The organism is Aquibium sp. ELW1220 (assembly GCF_030398385.1).
Taxonomy (GTDB): Bacteria; Pseudomonadota; Alphaproteobacteria; order Rhizobiales; family Rhizobiaceae; genus Aquibium.
In genome coordinates this window covers 17,617-34,189 of sequence record NZ_JAOAOQ010000053.1, presented here as the reverse complement: position 1 = coordinate 34,189, position 16,573 = coordinate 17,617, and the positions used below count along the sequence as shown (strand labels likewise).

The window sequence follows — 16,573 nt, the reverse complement described above, 5'->3', positions numbered from 1 at the left end:
CCTCCTCCCGGTGAACGACGGATGGGCCGGTACCGACCTCCTCCCCGGTGCCCGCCACCCAAATGGCACCGGTCGCACCTCCTCCCGCGACCGGTGCCGTTTCCTCCCCGAAGCGGGGAACAGATTGACGAATTCCGTCGGGATCCACCTCCTCCCGGTGAACGACGGATGGGCCGGTACCGACCTCCTCCCCGGTGCCCGCCACCCAAACGACACCCGCCGCACCTCCTCCCGCGGCGGGTGTTGTTTTTTGTGGGGTCCCCCTGGCACAAGCGGATTTCGATCGCGGCGGGTTTCACGGGCTTCGCCACGCGCTATATCTGGGCGAACTCGTTCGTATCCCGAAACACAGCGCGGAGTTCCCCATGCAGATGCGCCCACTCGGCCGTACCGGCCTTTCCATCGCGCCATTGGTCTTCGGCGGCAACGTGTTCGGCTGGACTGCGGACAAGGCGACGTCCTTCGATCTGCTCGACCGTTTCGTGGATGCCGGCTTCAACGCCATCGACACCGCCGACGTCTATTCCCGCTGGGCGCCCGGGCACAGCGGCGGCGAATCGGAAAGCGTGATCGGCGCGTGGATGAAGGCGCGCAAGGCCCGCGACAAGGTCGTCGTCATCACCAAGGTCGGCTCGGACATGGGTTCAGGCAGGCGCGACCTGTCGAAAGCCTACATCGTGAAGGCGGTGGAGGAATCGCTGCGCCGGCTGCAGACCGACGTCATCGACCTCTATCTGTCGCACTGGCCCGATCCTGAGACGCCCTATGCGGAAACGCTGTCGGCCTATGGCGACCTGCTGAAGGCCGGCAAGGTCCGCTCCGTCGGCTGCTCGAACCTCGACGCCGCACAGCTGCGCGCCGCGCTCGACGTGGCAAAGGACGAAGGCCTGCCGCGTTACGAGGTGCTCCAGCCGGAGCTCAACCTCTACGACCGCTCGTCTTTCGACGGGCCGCTCAGCGAACTCACCAGCGCGGAAGGCCTCGGCGTCATCACCTATTTCAGCCTGGCCAAGGGCTTCCTGTCGGGCAAATATCGCAGCGCGGCCGATCTCGGCAAGAGCCCGCGCGGCGGCGGCATCGGCGGCTATCTCGAGCCGCGCGGCTTCGCGATCCTCGCCGCGCTGGACACGGTCTCTGCCAAGCACGGCGCAAAACCGGCCGAAGTCGCGCTCGCCTGGATCATGGCGCGGCCGGACGTGACGGCGCCGATCGCCAGCGCCACGACGGTGGAGCAACTGGACAGCCTGGTGAAGGCAGCCGAGCTCGCGCTCGACACAGACGACATGGCGGCACTCGAAAAGGCCAGCGCGCCGGCCTGAGCCCCGGCCGCTCCGGCGGCCGTCAGCGTTCGCCGAAGCGGCCGCTCGCCATCCACTCGTCGAGCAGCCGAATGTCCGGCGGGCCGCCGGCCGGTTCGTACCAACTGTCGATCGCCCATTTGCGGCCGGATCCTGTCTCGCGCAACACCGCAGTGGAATGCGGGTAACGACCGTCGACGAAGAGGCCGCGCGACCGGTTCGCCTCCACCGCGTGGTGCTTCAGCAGACCGCGCTTCTCGAGATAGAGCAGAAGGGACCGCGTGTTGGTGGACTCGTCGATGCAGTCCATCTGTCCCTTGGCGCGCGACTGCGTGTAGTCGGACTTCGGCAGGTCACGAATACCGATCACGCCGGCCGCACGCTCCTCGGCATGCTGCACGGCCCTTCCCACCGCGACGCGTTCGGCCTCCGCCGAGCCGACCTCGGCGAAGTAGGAGGCATACTGCCTGTGATCGGCCGCGCCGAGATCGACGCGCGTCTTGTAGGAGCAGTCGAAGCCGTGACAGACGAAGAGCCTCGTTTCCTCAGTCTTCGTGATCTCGCCGAGATAGTTGCTCGACGACGAGGTGCACCCGGCAACGACGCCGCACAGCAGGACCACCGGAATTTTCAACCCCTCACGCATGGGGCGGGAAAATAGACAGCCGGCGTCGGCATCGCAACAAAAGGATTCGTGTCCGGCAACCGGCCTCCCCGCACCCGGACGGATGCCCAGGCGATTGCATTCGCGGCGGGGGCGGCCTATTTCGGGACGCATGATCACACCCATCCACGTCATCGGCGGCGGGCTCGCCGGCTCTGAAGCCGCCTGGCAGATCGCGCAGGCCGGCGTTCCCGTCATCCTGCACGAAATGCGCGGCGTGCGCGGCACCGAGGCGCACAAGACCAACGACCTGGCCGAACTCGTCTGTTCCAATTCGTTCCGGTCGGACGACGCCGAGAACAACGCCGTCGGTCTGCTGCATGCCGAGATGCGGCTCGCCGGGTCGCTGATCATGGCCTGCGGCGACGCACACCAGGTGCCGGCCGGCGGGGCGCTGGCCGTCGATCGCGACGGCTTTGCCGCCGCGGTGACGGCGAAGCTCGCGGCGCATCCGCTGGTGACCGTGGTTCGCGAGGAGATCACCGGCCTGCCGCCGCGCGACTGGGACCAGGCGATCATCGCCACCGGCCCGCTGACCGCCCCGTCGCTCGCCGAGGCGATCCGTGCCGAGACAGGTGCCAACGCGCTCGCCTTCTTCGACGCCATCGCGCCGATCGTGCATTTCGACACCATCGACATGAACGTCGCCTGGTTCCAGTCGCGCTATGACAAGGTCGGGCCCGGCGGCACCGGCAAGGACTACGTCAACTGCCCGATGGACAGGGAGCAGTACGAGGCCTTCGTCCAGGCACTGCTCGACGGTGCCAAGACCGAGTTCAAGGAGTGGGAAGGCACGCCCTATTTCGACGGCTGCCTGCCGATAGAGGTGATGGCCGAGCGCGGGCGGGAAACGCTTCGGCATGGCCCCATGAAGCCGATGGGTCTCACCAATGCGCACAATCCGACGGTGAAGGCCTATGCCGTCGTCCAGCTGCGCCAGGACAATGCGCTTGGCACGCTCTACAACATGGTCGGCTTCCAGACCAAGCTGAAGCATGGCGAACAGACGCGCATCTTCCGCATGATCCCGGGGCTCGAGAATGCCGAGTTCGCGCGGCTCGGCGGCCTGCACCGCAACACCTACATCAACTCACCCGTGCTGCTCGACGGTTCGCTGCAGCTGAAATCGCGGCCGGGCCTGCGCTTCGCCGGCCAGATCACCGGCTGCGAGGGCTATGTGGAATCCGCTTCGATCGGACTGCTCGCCGGCCGCTTCGCCGCCGCCGAACGCCTCGGCAGCGCGCCGTCGCTGCCGCCGGAGACGACCGCCTTCGGCGCGCTGCTCAACCACATCACCGGCGGGCACATCGTGTCCGACGACGAGCCGGGAAAGCGCTCCTTCCAGCCGATGAACGTCAATTTCGGCCTGTTCCCGCCGCTGGAGCCCGGCACGAACCTCAAGCCCGAGGGCTTCGAGGGCCGCTTCCGCGGCAAGGACAAGACCGCGGCCAAGAAACGCGCGACGACGGCGCGCGCGCTGGCGGCGTGCCGGGACTGGCTCGGCGGCACGCCGGCCGCACAGGCGGCCGAATAGGCCTCACCTCCACTGAAGCGCAGGCGCATCCGGCTCGTCGGTCGGCACCAGACGTGCCACCGCACGCTTGAGCGCCGCCACGCAATCGCCGTCGAAGGCCGTGCCGGTATCCTTGTCGAGGATGGCGAAGGCCTCCGCCACCGTCATCGCCTTGCGGTAGGGCCGGTCGGCCGTCAGCGCGTCGAAGACGTCGGCGACCGACAGCATGCGCACCTCGGGCGCGAGTTCGTCACCCGCCAGGCCGAGGGGATAGCCCCGGCCATCCAGCCGCTCGTGGTGCGCGCCGGCGATGTCGGCCAGGTCGCGGAAGATCGCCACCTTGCGCAGGATTTCGGCGCTGTGGACCGGATGGCTGCGGATCGAGGCCCATTCCGCCGCTGCCGGCTTGCCGGGCTTGTCGAGGATCTGGTTGGAGACCGCAAGCTTGCCCACGTCGTGCAGCAGGGCGGCACGGCGCAGCCAGCGACGGTGGACGGGGTCGAGCCCCATTTCCTCGGCGATCATGTCGGTGAACAGCGTGACGCGGCGGCTGTGGCCGGCCGTGAAGGGGCTCTTGGCGTCGATGACGTCGGCGAAGGCGGCGGCGATGTCGTCGACATAGTCGTCCGTCACGACGGCGCTCGCCTGTGCCGGCGGCAGCGCAAAAAGCCGGACGTCGAGGTCGTCGGCCTCGATCGCCTCCCAGAAGCCCGGCTGGCGCTCTTCGGCGAGGAAAGCGTCGACGACGGCCGGATCGAACCAGGTGCCGCGCCGGGCCGCGACCTCGCGGCGGGCAGCGTCCCGCCCTCCCTCGGCATGGAAGATATCGGCCACCTGCGCGGCGAGCGCGATGCGGGAGGCGAGCGGGATCGCCGCCCCCCTGCGGCCCTCCGGCTTGCCCGATCCGTCCCAATGCTCGTCGAGCCAGCGGATGCCGTCCTGCACGGAGGCCGAGAAGCGCATCTTCGCGGCGATGTCGGCGCCGCGATGGCAGCGCGTCTCGATCATCTCGCGGGCGATCTGGCCGCCATTGCGCAGGATGTTGAGGATCGCGCGGACGCGTTCGGCAAAGCCCGATTCCAGACCCGTCTTGTCGAAGACGAAACGCAGCGCCGCAGCAAGGCTGCCGTCGATCGTCTTGAAGTCGCGCTTGAAGGCGATGTCGTCGGCCAGATAGAGTTCGCAGATGCGCGCGGCATTGCTGGAGCAGCCGAGATCCTTGAGCAGAACCGCGAAGTAGACGTCCGACAGCGCCTCCCCCTCGATCCCCATCCGCATCGCGATTTTCGTGCCGATCCAGCAGGCCCGCTGGCAGTGGCCGGGCGGCTGGCCCTCGGTGAGATCGAGCGCGTGGCTGAGCGTACCGAGGAGTTCGGCAAGGCGGAGTTGGCCGGCAGCGCCGGTCCGGGATGCGGCCGCGCCATGCTGGTCAAAGACGTCGTGCGAGGGAGCAAGCGAGCGGGACATGCCTGCAATCCTGACACCGGCTGATTAACGGCAGGACAACGCGCCGCTTGCGCGGACTGCATGCATCGCGGACAAAAGCCGCTGAACCGGAGGCAATCGCATGACCACGACCGAACCAGACTTCTTCCGCCTCGAACGTCACGGCGCCGTCGTCCACCTGGCGATGAATCGGCCGCAGCGGTCGAACGCCATGTCGCCCGCGTTCTGGTCCGACCTGCCACGCCTGATGGCCGAACTCGGCCGCGACTCCTCGGTCCGCTGCGCCATCCTCTCCGGCGATGGACGCAACTTCACCGGCGGCATGGACCTTTCCGCCTTCGCCGACATCGCCAGGCTGTTCGAGCAGGAGCCAGGCCGGGCCGCCTATGCGATGCGCGAGACCATCCTCGCCCTGCAGGACGCCTTCAACGCAATCGAGCGCGTGCCCTTCCCCGTCATCGCCGCCATCCATGGCGCCTGCATCGGCGCGGGCGTCGACCTGATCACGGCCTGCGACATGCGAATCGCTGCGGCCGACGCCTATTTCGCCATCGAGGAAATCCATATCGGCATGGCCGCCGACGTCGGCACGCTGCAGCGGTTGCCCAAGCTGATCGCGCCGGCCGTCGCCGCCGAGCTCGCCTATACCGGCCGGCGCGCCACCGCCGAGGAAGCCAGGGCCTTCGGCCTCGTCTCGGCGGTCCATGCCGACCAGGAGGCAGTGCTTGCCGCAGCCTTCGAACTTGCCCAGGCGGTAGCGGCGAAGTCGCCGCTCGCCATCGCCGGCATCAAGCGCAACCTCGCCTATGCCCGCGACCACTCGGTGGCCGACGGGCTGGACTACATCGCCACCTGGAACGGCGGCATGCTGCGCGCCGGTGACCTGATGGCGGCGGTGCAGGCGAAGATGGCGAAGCAGGCGGCTGAGTTTCCGGATCTCGTCGCGAGGGAGTGATCGCAGAGCCCCCTCCGCCGCAGATCGCGGGAGGGCGTTCGCGCAGAGCCCGCCGTGCCTGCCGCTTCTGCCGGCGGCGCCACTTCGTGTATGGTCGGATGAAATCCTACCGCAGGAGGCACGATCATGGACCAGGCGGAGAAGCTCTCGGTGACGGTGACGCCGCAGATGGCGCAGATGATCCGCGAGAAGGTCGAGAGCGGGCAGTACGCCTCGGCGAGCGAAGTGATCCGCGCCGGCCTGCGCGCGCTCCAGTCCGAAGAGGAGGAGCGCGCCGAACGCCTTGCCTGGGTGAAGGCACAGATCCGGGCGTCCCTCGAAAACCCTGGTCCTGGACACAGCAACGAAGAGGTCTTTGCCGCGGTTCGCGCACGATTGCAGGCGAAAGCCGCAGGTGGTTTCAATGAAGCGCCTCAAAGTCCGTTGGAGTAACTTGGCGAAGAGCAATCTCGTCGACCTGATCGAGGACGTCGCGCGCGCGTCCGGATCAATCGACGTCGCTCTTCGATAATCTGATCGGCTAGAGGCGCGGTGCAGACGGATAGGAGAGGTACCGTCGTCGGGACGGCCGCGCGACGATCTTGCCGCAGGACTCGCAGCCTCCCGTTCGAACGGAGCGCAATAATCTTCTACGTCGTAGAAAACGACCACGTGCTGATCTCGAACGTCTTCCGCCGCGGGCGCGACCACGAGTCTGTTCTGCGCGGTCGACCGTCATCCGAGAGCAGTAATGACTGATCCTACTCAGCCGGCTCCGCTGCGCTACCGCCGCCTCCCGCCCTCCTCGGTAGGCCCGGCCTCCCCGCCTCGCCCGGGTTGCGCAGCACGTAGTCGGCCTTGAGGCTCTCCGACGTTTCGCGCGAGCCATCGTGGCTCCAGCCGGGCGGGGCGAAGAGGTAGGCCATCCGCTGGCGGATTGTCAGGCCGGGCGCGGCGGCGTCGCGGAACATGCCGACCCATTCGTGGAACGCGACCTTTAGCGGGTTGAAGGTCCCGAGGTTCTTCACGATGCCGTAGCGGGGCCGATCCTCGTCGAGTTCGGGCACGAAGGTGCCGAACAGCCTGTCCCAGACGATCAGCGTTCCGGCATAGTTGGCATCGAGATAGCGCGGGTTGGTGGCGTGGTGGACGCGGTGGTGCGAGGGCGTGTTGAACACCGCTTCGAACCAGGCCGGCAGGCGGCCGATCGCCTCGGTGTGGATCCAGAACTGCCAGACGAGGTTGAAGCCGAAGACGAAAGCGATCACCGCCGGATGAATACCGAGGAGCACGATCGGCGCCTGCAGCACGAACATGCCGGTGAAGGTGCCGGTCCAGGACTGCCTGAGCGCGGTCGACAGGTTGTAGTGCTGGCTGGAGTGATGGTTGACGTGCTCGGCCCAGACCCAGCGCACGCGGTGGGCGATGCGGTGGTACCAGTAGTAGCGCAGGTCGTCGATCAGGAAGGCGGCGAGGAACAACCACAAGGACAGGCCGAGGTCGAACAGCCGGAACTGCCACAGCCATGCCAGCGCCTGGTAGGCGACGAAGCCGAGCAGGATGCCGGCAACGACATTGCCGGTGCCCATCAGCAGGCTGGTCAGCGTGTCGCGCGTCTCGAAATTCCCCTTCGCCCGTCCGGTCCGCACGAGCCAGAGCTCGATCAGGATCGCCGCCACGAAAAACGGGATCGCCAGTTCGGTGACCTTGGGAAACGCGTATCCGTCCATCAGGCGAGCCTCCTCTGCTCTTCGGTCGCCGGAACGAGCCACTCCGCGACGCGGTCCGCATCCGTGGCCGTCGCGAAGTCGAAGCGTCCGCCCCGCCAGGTGAAGTCGCGCGCGACGACGACCAGCGACGCAGCCGCCGCCCGCTCCAGCCGCGCGACGTCGGAGGCGGTGACGATGCGGGTCAGGAAATTGCCCCCGAAGGACCGGACGATGCCGGTCCGTCCGCCATGCAGTTCGAGGAACGCGGCATCGCCCGTCGCCGTGAGACAAGCGCGCTTCGGCTGCTCGCGCGGATGATCGACGGCGAAACGCGCGCGCGCCGCTGCCTCGTCGACGAGGAGGGCGTTGCGGGTGCCACCGGTCAGGTGCACCGCCAGCACGATCGCCGCGATGCCCACGACGACCAGGACCACGAGTACAGGCAGGCTCATCGCTGCGTTCTTCCTCCCGCGCGGATCCGAAGAATCCGCACGGCCCGATCTAGCACCTTGTTGACGTAAACGTCAAAGATCACGCGACGGAAAGCGCCACGCGCTACCAGCCGCGCGAGGCCTTCCGGAGGGCGATCCAGTGGCGGCGCAGGGCCGAGAGCGGCCGGCCGCCGTCCAGCGGCGCCGCCTCGATGCGCGACAGGTGCGCACCGGCGAAGGCCGCAGGCAGGTAGGCCGGTCGCAGGCTGGCGGGCAGTGCGCCTGCGCCGCGCTCGAAGGCGGAGACGTGTTCGCGCCCCAGCGCGGCCATTGCGGACACAGCGCGATCGGAGCCCGGACCGCCTGCAAGGAACGTATCGCGATCGATCCCCGCCGCAGCCAGGATGTCGGCAGGCACATAGCATTGCCCCCGCGCCCGGTGAACGGGCAGGAGGCGCAGGAGCCCGGCGATCGCCTGGGCACAGCCGGCATGGCCGGCGAGCGCCGCATGCGCCATCGCCGCCTCGCGATCGAGCACCAGCGCGGCGAACTGGATCAGCGCGCCCGCGGTCTCGCCGCAATAGCCTTCCAGCGTCGTGCGGTCGGGCATCGGGTCATCGTAGAGATCGAAGATCCGCGCCTCCAGCATGTTGTCGAAGGCGGGAAGCGGCAAGTCGCAGGTCGCGATCGTCGCGCGCAGCGAGTCCGCCACGGGATTGCCGGTCATGGCGCCCGCCGGCGCGGCGATCGCATCGCGCCACCATTGCAGGCGGATCTCGCCCGGCAGCGGCTCGCGCACTGCGTCGCGGATGCGCGCCACCTCGACGTTGAAGGCGTAGAGCGAGAGCAGCGCCTCGCGCCTGTCCTCCGGTGCGTAGAGCACGGACAGCCAGCGCTCGGGATCGCCCGACCGGACGATCTGCGTCAGGTGATCGGGGGTGGACGCCATCTCAGTCGACGGCGATCAGCGCCGCGGCGACCGCCCTGTCCTCGGCGAGCAGCACGTTGTAGGTCCGCACGGCCGCGCCGGTCGACATCGGATCGGCCGAAATTCCGGCGGCGCGGAAGGCATCGCGCAGGGGCTGGGGGATGCGGCGCAGTTCGCGCCCCATCCCCACGATCAGGATCTCGATGCCGTCGGCCTCCGCCAGAAGCCGTTCGAAATCGCCGGTCGCGAGCCGTTCCGGGTCCGCCGGCTCCCAGCCGTGGATGCCGGACGGAAGACACAGCAGCGAGCCGCGGTGCGACATGTCGGCGAAGCGGAAGCCGCCTGCGCCATAGGCATCGAGCGGCGCGCGGCCGGGAAAGTATGCCTCCCGGATGATCATGCCGCTCCATCCGCCATGATCAGGCCTTCGAGCCCTCGACCTGCGCGGTCTCGCCATCCCTTGCCTCGTCGCTCTCCTGGGAGAGCGCGCCCGGCCTCAGCTTGAAGAGGATGAGCAGCGGCGCGGCGATGAAGATCGACGAATAGGTGCCGAAGAGCACGCCGAACAGCATGGCAGCCGTGAAGGAACGGATAACCTCGCCGCCGAACAGGAACAGCGCAAACAGGGCCATCAGCGTCGTCACCGACGTCATCGTCGTGCGTGATAGAGTCTCGTTGATGGCGATGTTGAGCAGTTGCGGCAGCGGCATCTTCTTGTATCGCCGCAGTTCCTCGCGCACGCGGTCGTAGACGACCACCGTATCGTTCAGCGAATAGCCGACGATCGTCAGGATCGCCGCGATCGACGACTGGTTGAATTCGATCCCGGACAGGACGAAGAAGCCCATCGTGATCACCACGTCGTGGATGGTCGCGATGATGGCGCCGACGGCGAACTGCCATTCGAAGCGGAACCAGACGTAGACCATGATGAGGGCCAGCGCGACGATGACGCCGATGGTGCCCTGCGTGGCAAGCTCGCCCGACACGGTCGGCCCGACCGTCTCGACGCGGCGGATGTCGAAATCCTCCTCGAGCTCGGCGCGGACGACCGCCACCGCGCTTTGGGTGGCGTTGTCGCCGCCGTCCTGCGCCTGGACGCGGATCAGCACGTCCGTATCGGCGCCGAACTGCTGCACCTGGATCTCGCCGAGATTCAGGTCCGAGAGTCGGCTGCGGATGTTGGCCACGTCGGCGGGCCCGCTGCGCGACTGTACCTCGATCAGCGATCCGCCCTTGAAGTCGATGCCGTAGTTCATGCCGACCGTCATGAAGAGCACGACGGCGCCGACCGACAGGATGGACGACAGGGTGAAGGTCCAGCGCCGCATCGCCATGAAGGGAATGCTGGTGCGTTCCGGCACAAGGCGGACGGGTGCGCGCGGCAGTTCCTTGGGCTTGGCGCGCCGGACCCAGGCGGCCACCAGCCAGCGGGTCAGGGTGAAGGCCGTGAAGACGGTGGTGACGATGCCGATGGCCAGGGTGACGGCAAAGCCCTTCACCGGGCCGCTGCCCAGGTAGAACAGCACGACTGCCGCAATCAGCGTCGTGACGTTGGCGTCGACGATCGTCGCCATCGCGCGGCTGAAGCCGGTGTCGATCGCCTGGATCAGCGACCGGCCGTTGCGTCGTTCCTCCCGGATACGTTCGTAGATCAGCACGTTGGAATCGACGGCCATGCCGATGGTCAGCACGATGCCGGCAATGCCCGGCAATGTCAGTGTGGCGCCCAGCAGCGACAGCAGCGCCACGATCATCGCGACGTTGGCGATGAGCGCGACGTTGGCGATCAGGCCGAGCAGCCCGTAGGCCGCCACCATGAAGACGAGCACGAGAACGGCACCGATCGCACCGGCGAGCTTGCCTGCATCGATCGAATCCTGGCCCAGGCCGGGACCGACGGTCCGTTCCTCGATGATGTCGAGCGTGGCAGGCAGCGCGCCCGCCCGTAGCAGCACGGCGAGATCGTTCGCGCCCTGGACGTCGAAGCTTCCCGAGATCTGGCCGGTGCCGCCGAGGATCGGCTCGCGGATCTGCGGCGCGGAGATGACCTGGTTGTCGAGGATGATGGCGAACAGGCGACCGACGTTCTGCTGCGTGGCCTGACCGAACCGGGTGGCACCCTGGGTGTCGAAGCGGAAGGAGACGACCGGCTCGTTGGTGCGCTGGTCGAAACTCGCCTGCGCATCGACGAGATTCTCGCCCGAAACGATGACACGGTTCTCGATCAGGTAAGGGACGGGCGGATCGTCGGTGGAGAACATCACCGTCGAGCCCGCAGGCGGACGGCCTTCGATCGCCTCCTGCACGGGCATGGAGCTGTCGACCATCTGGAAGGTCAGCTTGGCGGTCTGGCCGAGAATGTCCTTGAGGCGCTGCGGATCGCCGAGGCCCGGAACCTGCACCAGGATGCGGTCGTCGCCCTGGCGCTGGATGACCGGTTCGGTGGTGCCGAGTTCGTTGACGCGCCGGCCGACCACTTCGATCGACTGCGACAGCGCCGACGACAGGCGGTAGGTGATGCCGGTATCGGTGAGCGTGTAGCGGAGCAGCTCCGGCTCCGGCTCGGAAAGCTCCAGTTCGTTGACGGTCCCGCCAGCGAAGAGCCCGGCCGAGATCGGTTCGATCAGGCCGGCAAGCGCCTCCCTGGCCCGTTCCAGATCGCCGGCGTCGCGAACCCGGACCTGTACCGTGCGCCCGGTGCCGGTCAGCCCGGTGTAGCCGATGCGGGCGTCGCGCAGCAGGCGGCGGATGTCGTCGCGCGTCGTTTCCAGCCGCTCGTCGATCAGGTCCTGCTGGTCGATCTGCAGGAGGATGTGCGATCCGCCCTGCAGGTCGAGGCCAAGCGTCATCTGGCGCTTGGGAAGCCATTCGGGCAGCGAAGCCAGCGTGTCCCTTGAAACCAGGTTGGGCGCCGCGAAGACGACGCCGGCCAAGACGGCCAGCCAGATGAGGATGGTCTTCCAGCGCGAGAAGTAGAGCATGTCGCTATCCGTCGGGCAGAGATCGTCGACCGTCCGCCCGCAACGTGTTTATTTCTTGGCGTTCTCGTTGGCGACCGGCTCGCCCTTGACCCGCACATCGGCGATCGTTCCGCGCAGGGCGGTGACCTTGAGGCCGTTGCCGAGGTCGATCTCGAGTTCGTTGTCGTTGATGACCTTCGTGACCTTGCCGACAAGACCGCCGCCGGTGACCACCGAATCGCCGCGGCGGACGGCGGCGAGCATCTCCTGGCGCTTCTTCAGCTGCTGGCGCTGCGGCCGGATGATCAGGAAATACATGATGACGAAGATGAGGACGAAGGGCAGGATGCTGATCAGCATGTCGGAGCCGCCCCCAGCCGTTTGCGCATAAGCCGGTGTCACGAACATCTAGGTCTCCTGAAAGATTGGGATGAGGGGCCTGTTCCGGCCCCTCCGAAGGTGCGCGGAATATAGTCGCTCGCGTCGCCTTTGCAACCGACAAGCCGCGTGAACACCGTGCTTTTGCGCCGCTTCGGCGCGTGTTAGAGCGCCTTGCGACGAGTGGAGGATGCGGGAGCGTTATGAACAGCCGAAAGCCGGAGACCCTGAGCGACAAGATCGACCGGCTGATCGCGGCCATCGAGCGTCTGGCGCCGGCTGCGCCGCCGCGGTCGGACGTCGAGGCGGCCGACTGCTTCGTCTGGGATGCCGCATCGCGCGTGCTGCAGCCGGTGGAACGGGTCAACCGGGTCGAGATCGGGCTGATCCGCGGCGTCGACCGGGTGCGCGACATCCTCGTCGACAACACCGGGCGCTTTGCCGCGGGGCTGCCCGCAAACAACGTGCTGCTGTGGGGCGCGCGCGGCATGGGCAAATCGTCGCTGGTCAAGGCCGCGCATGCCGCCGTCAACGCGGCGCAGCCGGCCTCCGCGCTGAAGCTCGTCGAGATCCACCGTGAAGACATCGACAGCCTGCCCGGCCTGCTGGCGATCCTGAAGGCATCGCCGCACCGTTTCGTCCTGTTTTGCGACGACCTGTCGTTCGATCACGACGACACCTCCTACAAGTCGCTGAAGGCGGCGCTGGAGGGTGGCGTCGAGGGCCGGCCCGGCAACGTGATCTTCTATGCGACGTCGAACCGGCGCCATCTTCTGCCGCGCGACATGATCGACAACGAGCGCTCGACGGCGATCAATCCGTCGGAAGCGGTGGAGGAGAAGGTGTCGCTGTCGGACCGCTTCGGCCTGTGGCTCGGCTTCCACAAATGTTCGCAGGACGACTACCTGGCGATGGTGGACGGCTATGTCGGCCACTACGGCCTGAAGATCGACGCAGACGATCTTCGCGCGCAGGCCCTCGAATGGGCAACGACGCGCGGGGCGCGGTCTGGCCGCGTGGCGTGGCAGTTCGTTCAGGATCTCGCCGGACGGCTGGGGCAGCGCCTCGACGGCTGAACGGGTAGCGAGGGGCGCCGGGTCGTCCGGCGCGCCCTCCCCCTCATTCCAGGAACTTGGACGGATCGACCGGTGCGGAGTCCTTGCGCACCTCGAAATGCAGCTTCGGCATGTCGGCAGCGCCGCTCATGCCCGAGCGCGCGATCTCCTGGCCGCGGCGGACCTTGTCGCCACGCTTGACGTTGAGCTCGGAGGCGTGGCCGTAGACCGAAACCAGCCCGTCCTCGTGGCGGACGAGGACCGTGTTGCCGAATTCCTTCAGCCCGTCGCCGGCATAGATGACCACGCCGTTCTCGGCCGCCTTGACCGGCGTGCCTTCGGGCACGGCGATGTCGATGCCGTCGTTGACGCGGCCGCCTGCCGAGCGGCCATATCCTTCGATGACGCGGCCGCGGACGGGCCAGCGCATCTTGCCGACGCCGGTCGCCTCGGGCGCGATCGCCGCCGTCTGGGTCACGGCTTCCTTGATCACCTTCTCGTCGCGGGTCGGCGGCGTGTAGGCGGTGACGGGGCTCGGCGCCTGCGCCTTGGGGGCGGCGGTGTTGGCCGAGCTCGTGGTGATCGGATCGACCGACGCAGCCGCGGGTTTCGCCCGCGCGACGGTGGCCGTTCCGGCCGCCGGGACCGACAGCTTCTGGCCGATGCGGAGGTAGCCGTCGCCGAGATTGTTGGCCGCCTTCAGCTGCGCCGTGGTGGCGCCGGTCTTGCGGGCGACGGAGTTCAGCGTGTCGCCGGAGACGACCGTGTAGACGTTGCCGGCGTTGGAGGTGGCGAGACGCGTGGCGGTGTTGGTCGTGGCCGGCGCGTTGCCCGCGGCCTGTTCGCGCGGCTTGGGGGCCTGCGGCAGGACGGCGACGTTCTGGGCGGGCGCCGGCACCGGGCGCGGCGCGTTCGGCGCGTCGTTCTTCAGGCCGCGCGTCGAGCTTGCGGCGGCGACCTGCGGATCGTTGTCGGGCGCCGAGACGGGCGCCTGGCGCGAATAGACATAGGTGGGGATGATCACCTTCTGGCCGGCCGCCAGTTCGCTGGCGGAGGCCATGTCGTTGGCCTTCAGGATCTCCTTGACCGGGACGCCGAAGCGCTTGGACATGTTGTAGAGGGTTTCGCCCTGACGGACGGAGACGACCGTGCCGCCGACCTTCGACCAGCCCTGCTGCGACGAGTCGGCGGTCGCCATGTCGGTGCGGGGCGCGGTCGCGCTGGTCACCGTCCGATCGACCTCCACCGGAGCGCGGGCGATCTGGACGGGTGCGGGCTGGATGGATGCCTGCTGCACGGGGGCCGGCTGGGCGGATGCCATCGGCGGGAGCGAGGAGCGCTGGACGCCGCCGGCGGGCGCTGCCACCGCATAGCGGTCGGGCGCATTGCCGTAGGGGCCGGCTGCCGGCGCGGCGGCCGTGCGGGCATCGCCGGGGAATGGCTGTCGCGTATCGTTCCTGATGATCGATCGCTGATTGGCGGTAGAGCCCGTCAGCAGATCGTCGGTGAAGACCGCCTCGTTGAAGCGGGTCACGCCGGAGCTGCACCCCGCCAGAACGGTGGTGGTCGCAAATATCACGGCAAAGCGCGAAAGACCGCGCCCGTTTGCCCCCGAAACCCTCATCCGCATCGCATTTTACTCGCGTATACTCGTTACAGTACGAGGCGATTAAAGCGCGTTAATCTTACCGGGCGGTTAAGCGGCCGACGAATAGTGAAATGCCTGCTCAGATCCGCGCGGCGAGGCCGGGCAGCAGCGGCTGGAGGCGGACCTTGCCGATGTCGTGCCGCTCGAAACGGCTGCCGACCTTGGTGAGGCGGGCGACCGCCTGCTCGCCGTCGCCGGGGCCGATCGGCGCGATCATGACGCCGCCGGAGGCGAGCTGGTCGACATAGCTGCGCGGCATGCTGTCGAAGGCGGCCCAGGAGACGATCCGGTCGAAGGGCCCCTCGCCCGCCAGGCCGAGCTTGGCATCCGCCTGCCGCAGGATGACGTTGCCGATGCCCAGCGCATCCAGCCGGTGGCGGGCCTGCTCGATCAGGGTGCGGTAGCGATCGATGCTGACGACGCGGGCGCAGAGCCTGGCCATCACGGCGGCGGTGAAGCCGGAGCCGGTGCCGATTTCCAGCACCCGGTGCTGCGGGTCGAGCGACAGGGCGTGGATGACCTGCGCCTGCAAGTCGATGCCCTCGATCACCTCGCCGCAGGCGATGGGGACGAGCCGGTCGGACCAGACCGACGACTGCCATTGCGCGCCGATGAAATTGCGCCGCGGCACCTGCTCGATCGCACCGACGAGATCCTTGCCGGCGATGCCCTTGCCGCGCATGCGCAGCAGGAACGCGGCGAAGCCTTCGCGCTCGTCGGCGACCGCGTTCATCCGATCGCGCGCTCCAGCGGGTCGCGAAGCTCGTGCGCGGTGAGATCGAGATGCATCGGCGTGACGGAGACGCAGTTGTCGCGCAGCGCGGCGAGATCGGTGCCCTCGCGCACCTCCGACGGCTCGCGGCCGAAGCGCAGCCAGTAGTAGGGGAAGTTGCGGCCGTCGCGGCGCTCGTCGATCCACAGGCCGTGCACGCGCTTGCCCTGGGTGGTGACCCTCGTGCCCACCACGGCGGCGGGATCGCAATTGGGGAAATTGACGTTGAGGAACGTGCCGGCCGGCAGGCTGGTGGCGATCAGCTTTTCCAGCAGCGCCGGGCCGACCGTCTCGGCGACCTCCCACGGCACCATCCGGCCTTCCTCGGTGAAATTGTAGGCCTGGCTGAGCGCGATCGAGCGGATGCCGAGCAGCGTGCCTTCCATGGCGCCCGCCACCGTGCCCGAATAGGTGACGTCGTCGGCGACGTTGGTGCCGGAGTTGATGCCCGACAGGATCAGGTCCGGCGGAGCGTCCATGATCTTGCGCACACCCATGATGACGCAGTCGGTCGGGGTGCCGCGCAGGGCGTAGTGCTTGGCGTCGAGCCTGCGCATGCGCAGCGGCTCCGACAGCGACAGCGAATGGGCAAAGCCCGACTGGTCGGTCTCGGGAGCGACGATCCAGACGTCGTCGGAAAGCGCCCGCGCCATCCGCTCCAGCACCTGGATGCCCTCGGCATGGACGCCGTCGTCATTGGTGATGAGTATGCGCATGGGGTGCCCTTGTTCTTTCGTCGGTTCGGAAACGTCGCATTCCTTCGCGCCCCCCTCTGCCCTGCCGGGCATCTCCCCCACGAGGGGGGAGATCACGCGCGGCGCCGAAGCTGCCGAT

16 protein-coding genes are annotated in these 16,573 nt (G+C 67.9%); 5 read left to right on the top strand and 11 right to left on the bottom strand.

Features of this window, described 5'->3' with window-relative positions; translation table 11 throughout:
* Window positions 1-365 precede the first annotated feature (365 nt).
* Complete coding sequence (locus N1F91_RS27825; protein WP_289996973.1) at window positions 366-1,319, top strand: aldo/keto reductase; 954 nt, start codon at window positions 366-368, stop codon at window positions 1,317-1,319.
* Between the two features lie 22 nt (window positions 1,320-1,341).
* Here N1F91_RS27825 and N1F91_RS27820 read toward each other — a convergent pair whose 3' ends face one another.
* A complete protein-coding gene (locus N1F91_RS27820) occupies window positions 1,342-2,088 on the bottom strand; it encodes a hypothetical protein (protein ID WP_289996972.1) in 747 nt (248 codons plus the stop codon).
* Here N1F91_RS27820 and trmFO point away from each other — a divergent pair.
* Entirely contained in the window at window positions 2,075-3,496 is a 1,422-nt protein-coding gene (trmFO, locus tag N1F91_RS27815; protein ID WP_289996971.1) for a methylenetetrahydrofolate--tRNA-(uracil(54)-C(5))-methyltransferase (FADH(2)-oxidizing) TrmFO, read from the top strand. The genes N1F91_RS27820 and trmFO overlap by 14 nt on opposite strands.
* Window positions 3,497-3,499: 3 nt before the next feature.
* On the opposite strand, the gene N1F91_RS27810 is transcribed toward trmFO, so the two are convergent.
* A complete protein-coding gene (locus tag N1F91_RS27810; RefSeq protein ID WP_289996970.1) occupies window positions 3,500-4,942 on the bottom strand; it encodes an HD domain-containing protein in 1,443 nt (480 codons plus the stop codon).
* 100 nt (window positions 4,943-5,042) lie between these two features.
* Here N1F91_RS27810 and N1F91_RS27805 point away from each other — a divergent pair, with 100 nt between their 5' ends.
* Both N1F91_RS27805 and N1F91_RS27800 read left to right on the top strand, forming a co-directional pair.
* The gene (locus tag N1F91_RS27805; protein WP_289996968.1) at window positions 5,043-5,876 is read left to right on the top strand and encodes a crotonase/enoyl-CoA hydratase family protein; all 834 of its coding nucleotides are present in this window, start codon (window positions 5,043-5,045) and stop codon (window positions 5,874-5,876) included.
* 126 nt (window positions 5,877-6,002) lie between these two features.
* On the top strand, window positions 6,003-6,308 hold the full coding sequence (locus N1F91_RS27800) for a type II toxin-antitoxin system ParD family antitoxin (protein ID WP_289996967.1): 306 nt from the start codon (window positions 6,003-6,005) through the stop codon (window positions 6,306-6,308).
* A gap of 308 nt (window positions 6,309-6,616) precedes the next feature.
* On the opposite strand, the gene N1F91_RS27795 is transcribed toward N1F91_RS27800, so the two are convergent.
* The 6 genes from N1F91_RS27795 to yajC form a co-directional block, all read right to left on the bottom strand.
* Window positions 6,617-7,585: a sterol desaturase family protein gene (locus N1F91_RS27795; RefSeq protein WP_289996966.1), complete on the bottom strand. Its 969-nt coding sequence runs from the start codon at window positions 7,583-7,585 to the stop codon at window positions 6,617-6,619.
* Complete coding sequence (locus N1F91_RS27790; RefSeq protein ID WP_289996964.1) at window positions 7,585-8,016, bottom strand: hypothetical protein; 432 nt, start codon at window positions 8,014-8,016, stop codon at window positions 7,585-7,587. The genes N1F91_RS27795 and N1F91_RS27790 overlap by 1 nt, the downstream gene beginning before the upstream one ends.
* Window positions 8,017-8,119: 103 nt before the next feature.
* The gene (locus tag N1F91_RS27785) at window positions 8,120-8,944 is read right to left on the bottom strand and encodes a phytoene/squalene synthase family protein (RefSeq protein WP_289996963.1); all 825 of its coding nucleotides are present in this window, start codon (window positions 8,942-8,944) and stop codon (window positions 8,120-8,122) included.
* A gap of 1 nt (window position 8,945) precedes the next feature.
* On the bottom strand, window positions 8,946-9,380 hold the full coding sequence (locus tag N1F91_RS27780) for an Mth938-like domain-containing protein (protein ID WP_289996962.1): 435 nt from the start codon (window positions 9,378-9,380) through the stop codon (window positions 8,946-8,948).
* Window positions 9,343-11,907: a protein translocase subunit SecDF gene (gene secDF / locus N1F91_RS27775; protein ID WP_289996961.1), complete on the bottom strand. Its 2,565-nt coding sequence runs from the start codon at window positions 11,905-11,907 to the stop codon at window positions 9,343-9,345. Before secDF ends, N1F91_RS27780 begins: the two co-directional genes overlap by 38 nt.
* Before the next feature lie 48 nt (window positions 11,908-11,955).
* Complete coding sequence (gene yajC, locus N1F91_RS27770; RefSeq protein WP_289996960.1) at window positions 11,956-12,294, bottom strand: preprotein translocase subunit YajC; 339 nt, start codon at window positions 12,292-12,294, stop codon at window positions 11,956-11,958.
* Between the two features lie 173 nt (window positions 12,295-12,467).
* Between yajC and N1F91_RS27765 the strand changes: the two genes are divergently transcribed.
* Entirely contained in the window at window positions 12,468-13,340 is an 873-nt protein-coding gene (locus N1F91_RS27765) for an ATP-binding protein (RefSeq protein ID WP_289996959.1), read from the top strand.
* Between the two features lie 43 nt (window positions 13,341-13,383).
* Here the strand turns inward: N1F91_RS27765 and N1F91_RS27760 are convergent, their stop codons facing one another.
* From N1F91_RS27760 to surE, 3 genes are all read right to left on the bottom strand, one after another.
* Window positions 13,384-14,853, bottom strand: coding sequence for a peptidoglycan DD-metalloendopeptidase family protein (locus N1F91_RS27760; protein WP_354670569.1), 1,470 nt, complete (start codon window positions 14,851-14,853; stop codon window positions 13,384-13,386).
* A gap of 193 nt (window positions 14,854-15,046) precedes the next feature.
* A complete protein-coding gene (locus N1F91_RS27755) occupies window positions 15,047-15,700 on the bottom strand; it encodes a protein-L-isoaspartate(D-aspartate) O-methyltransferase (protein ID WP_289996957.1) in 654 nt (217 codons plus the stop codon).
* Complete coding sequence (gene surE / locus N1F91_RS27750; RefSeq protein WP_289996955.1) at window positions 15,697-16,455, bottom strand: 5'/3'-nucleotidase SurE; 759 nt, start codon at window positions 16,453-16,455, stop codon at window positions 15,697-15,699. Before surE ends, N1F91_RS27755 begins: the two co-directional genes overlap by 4 nt.
* Window positions 16,456-16,573 lie beyond the last annotated feature (118 nt).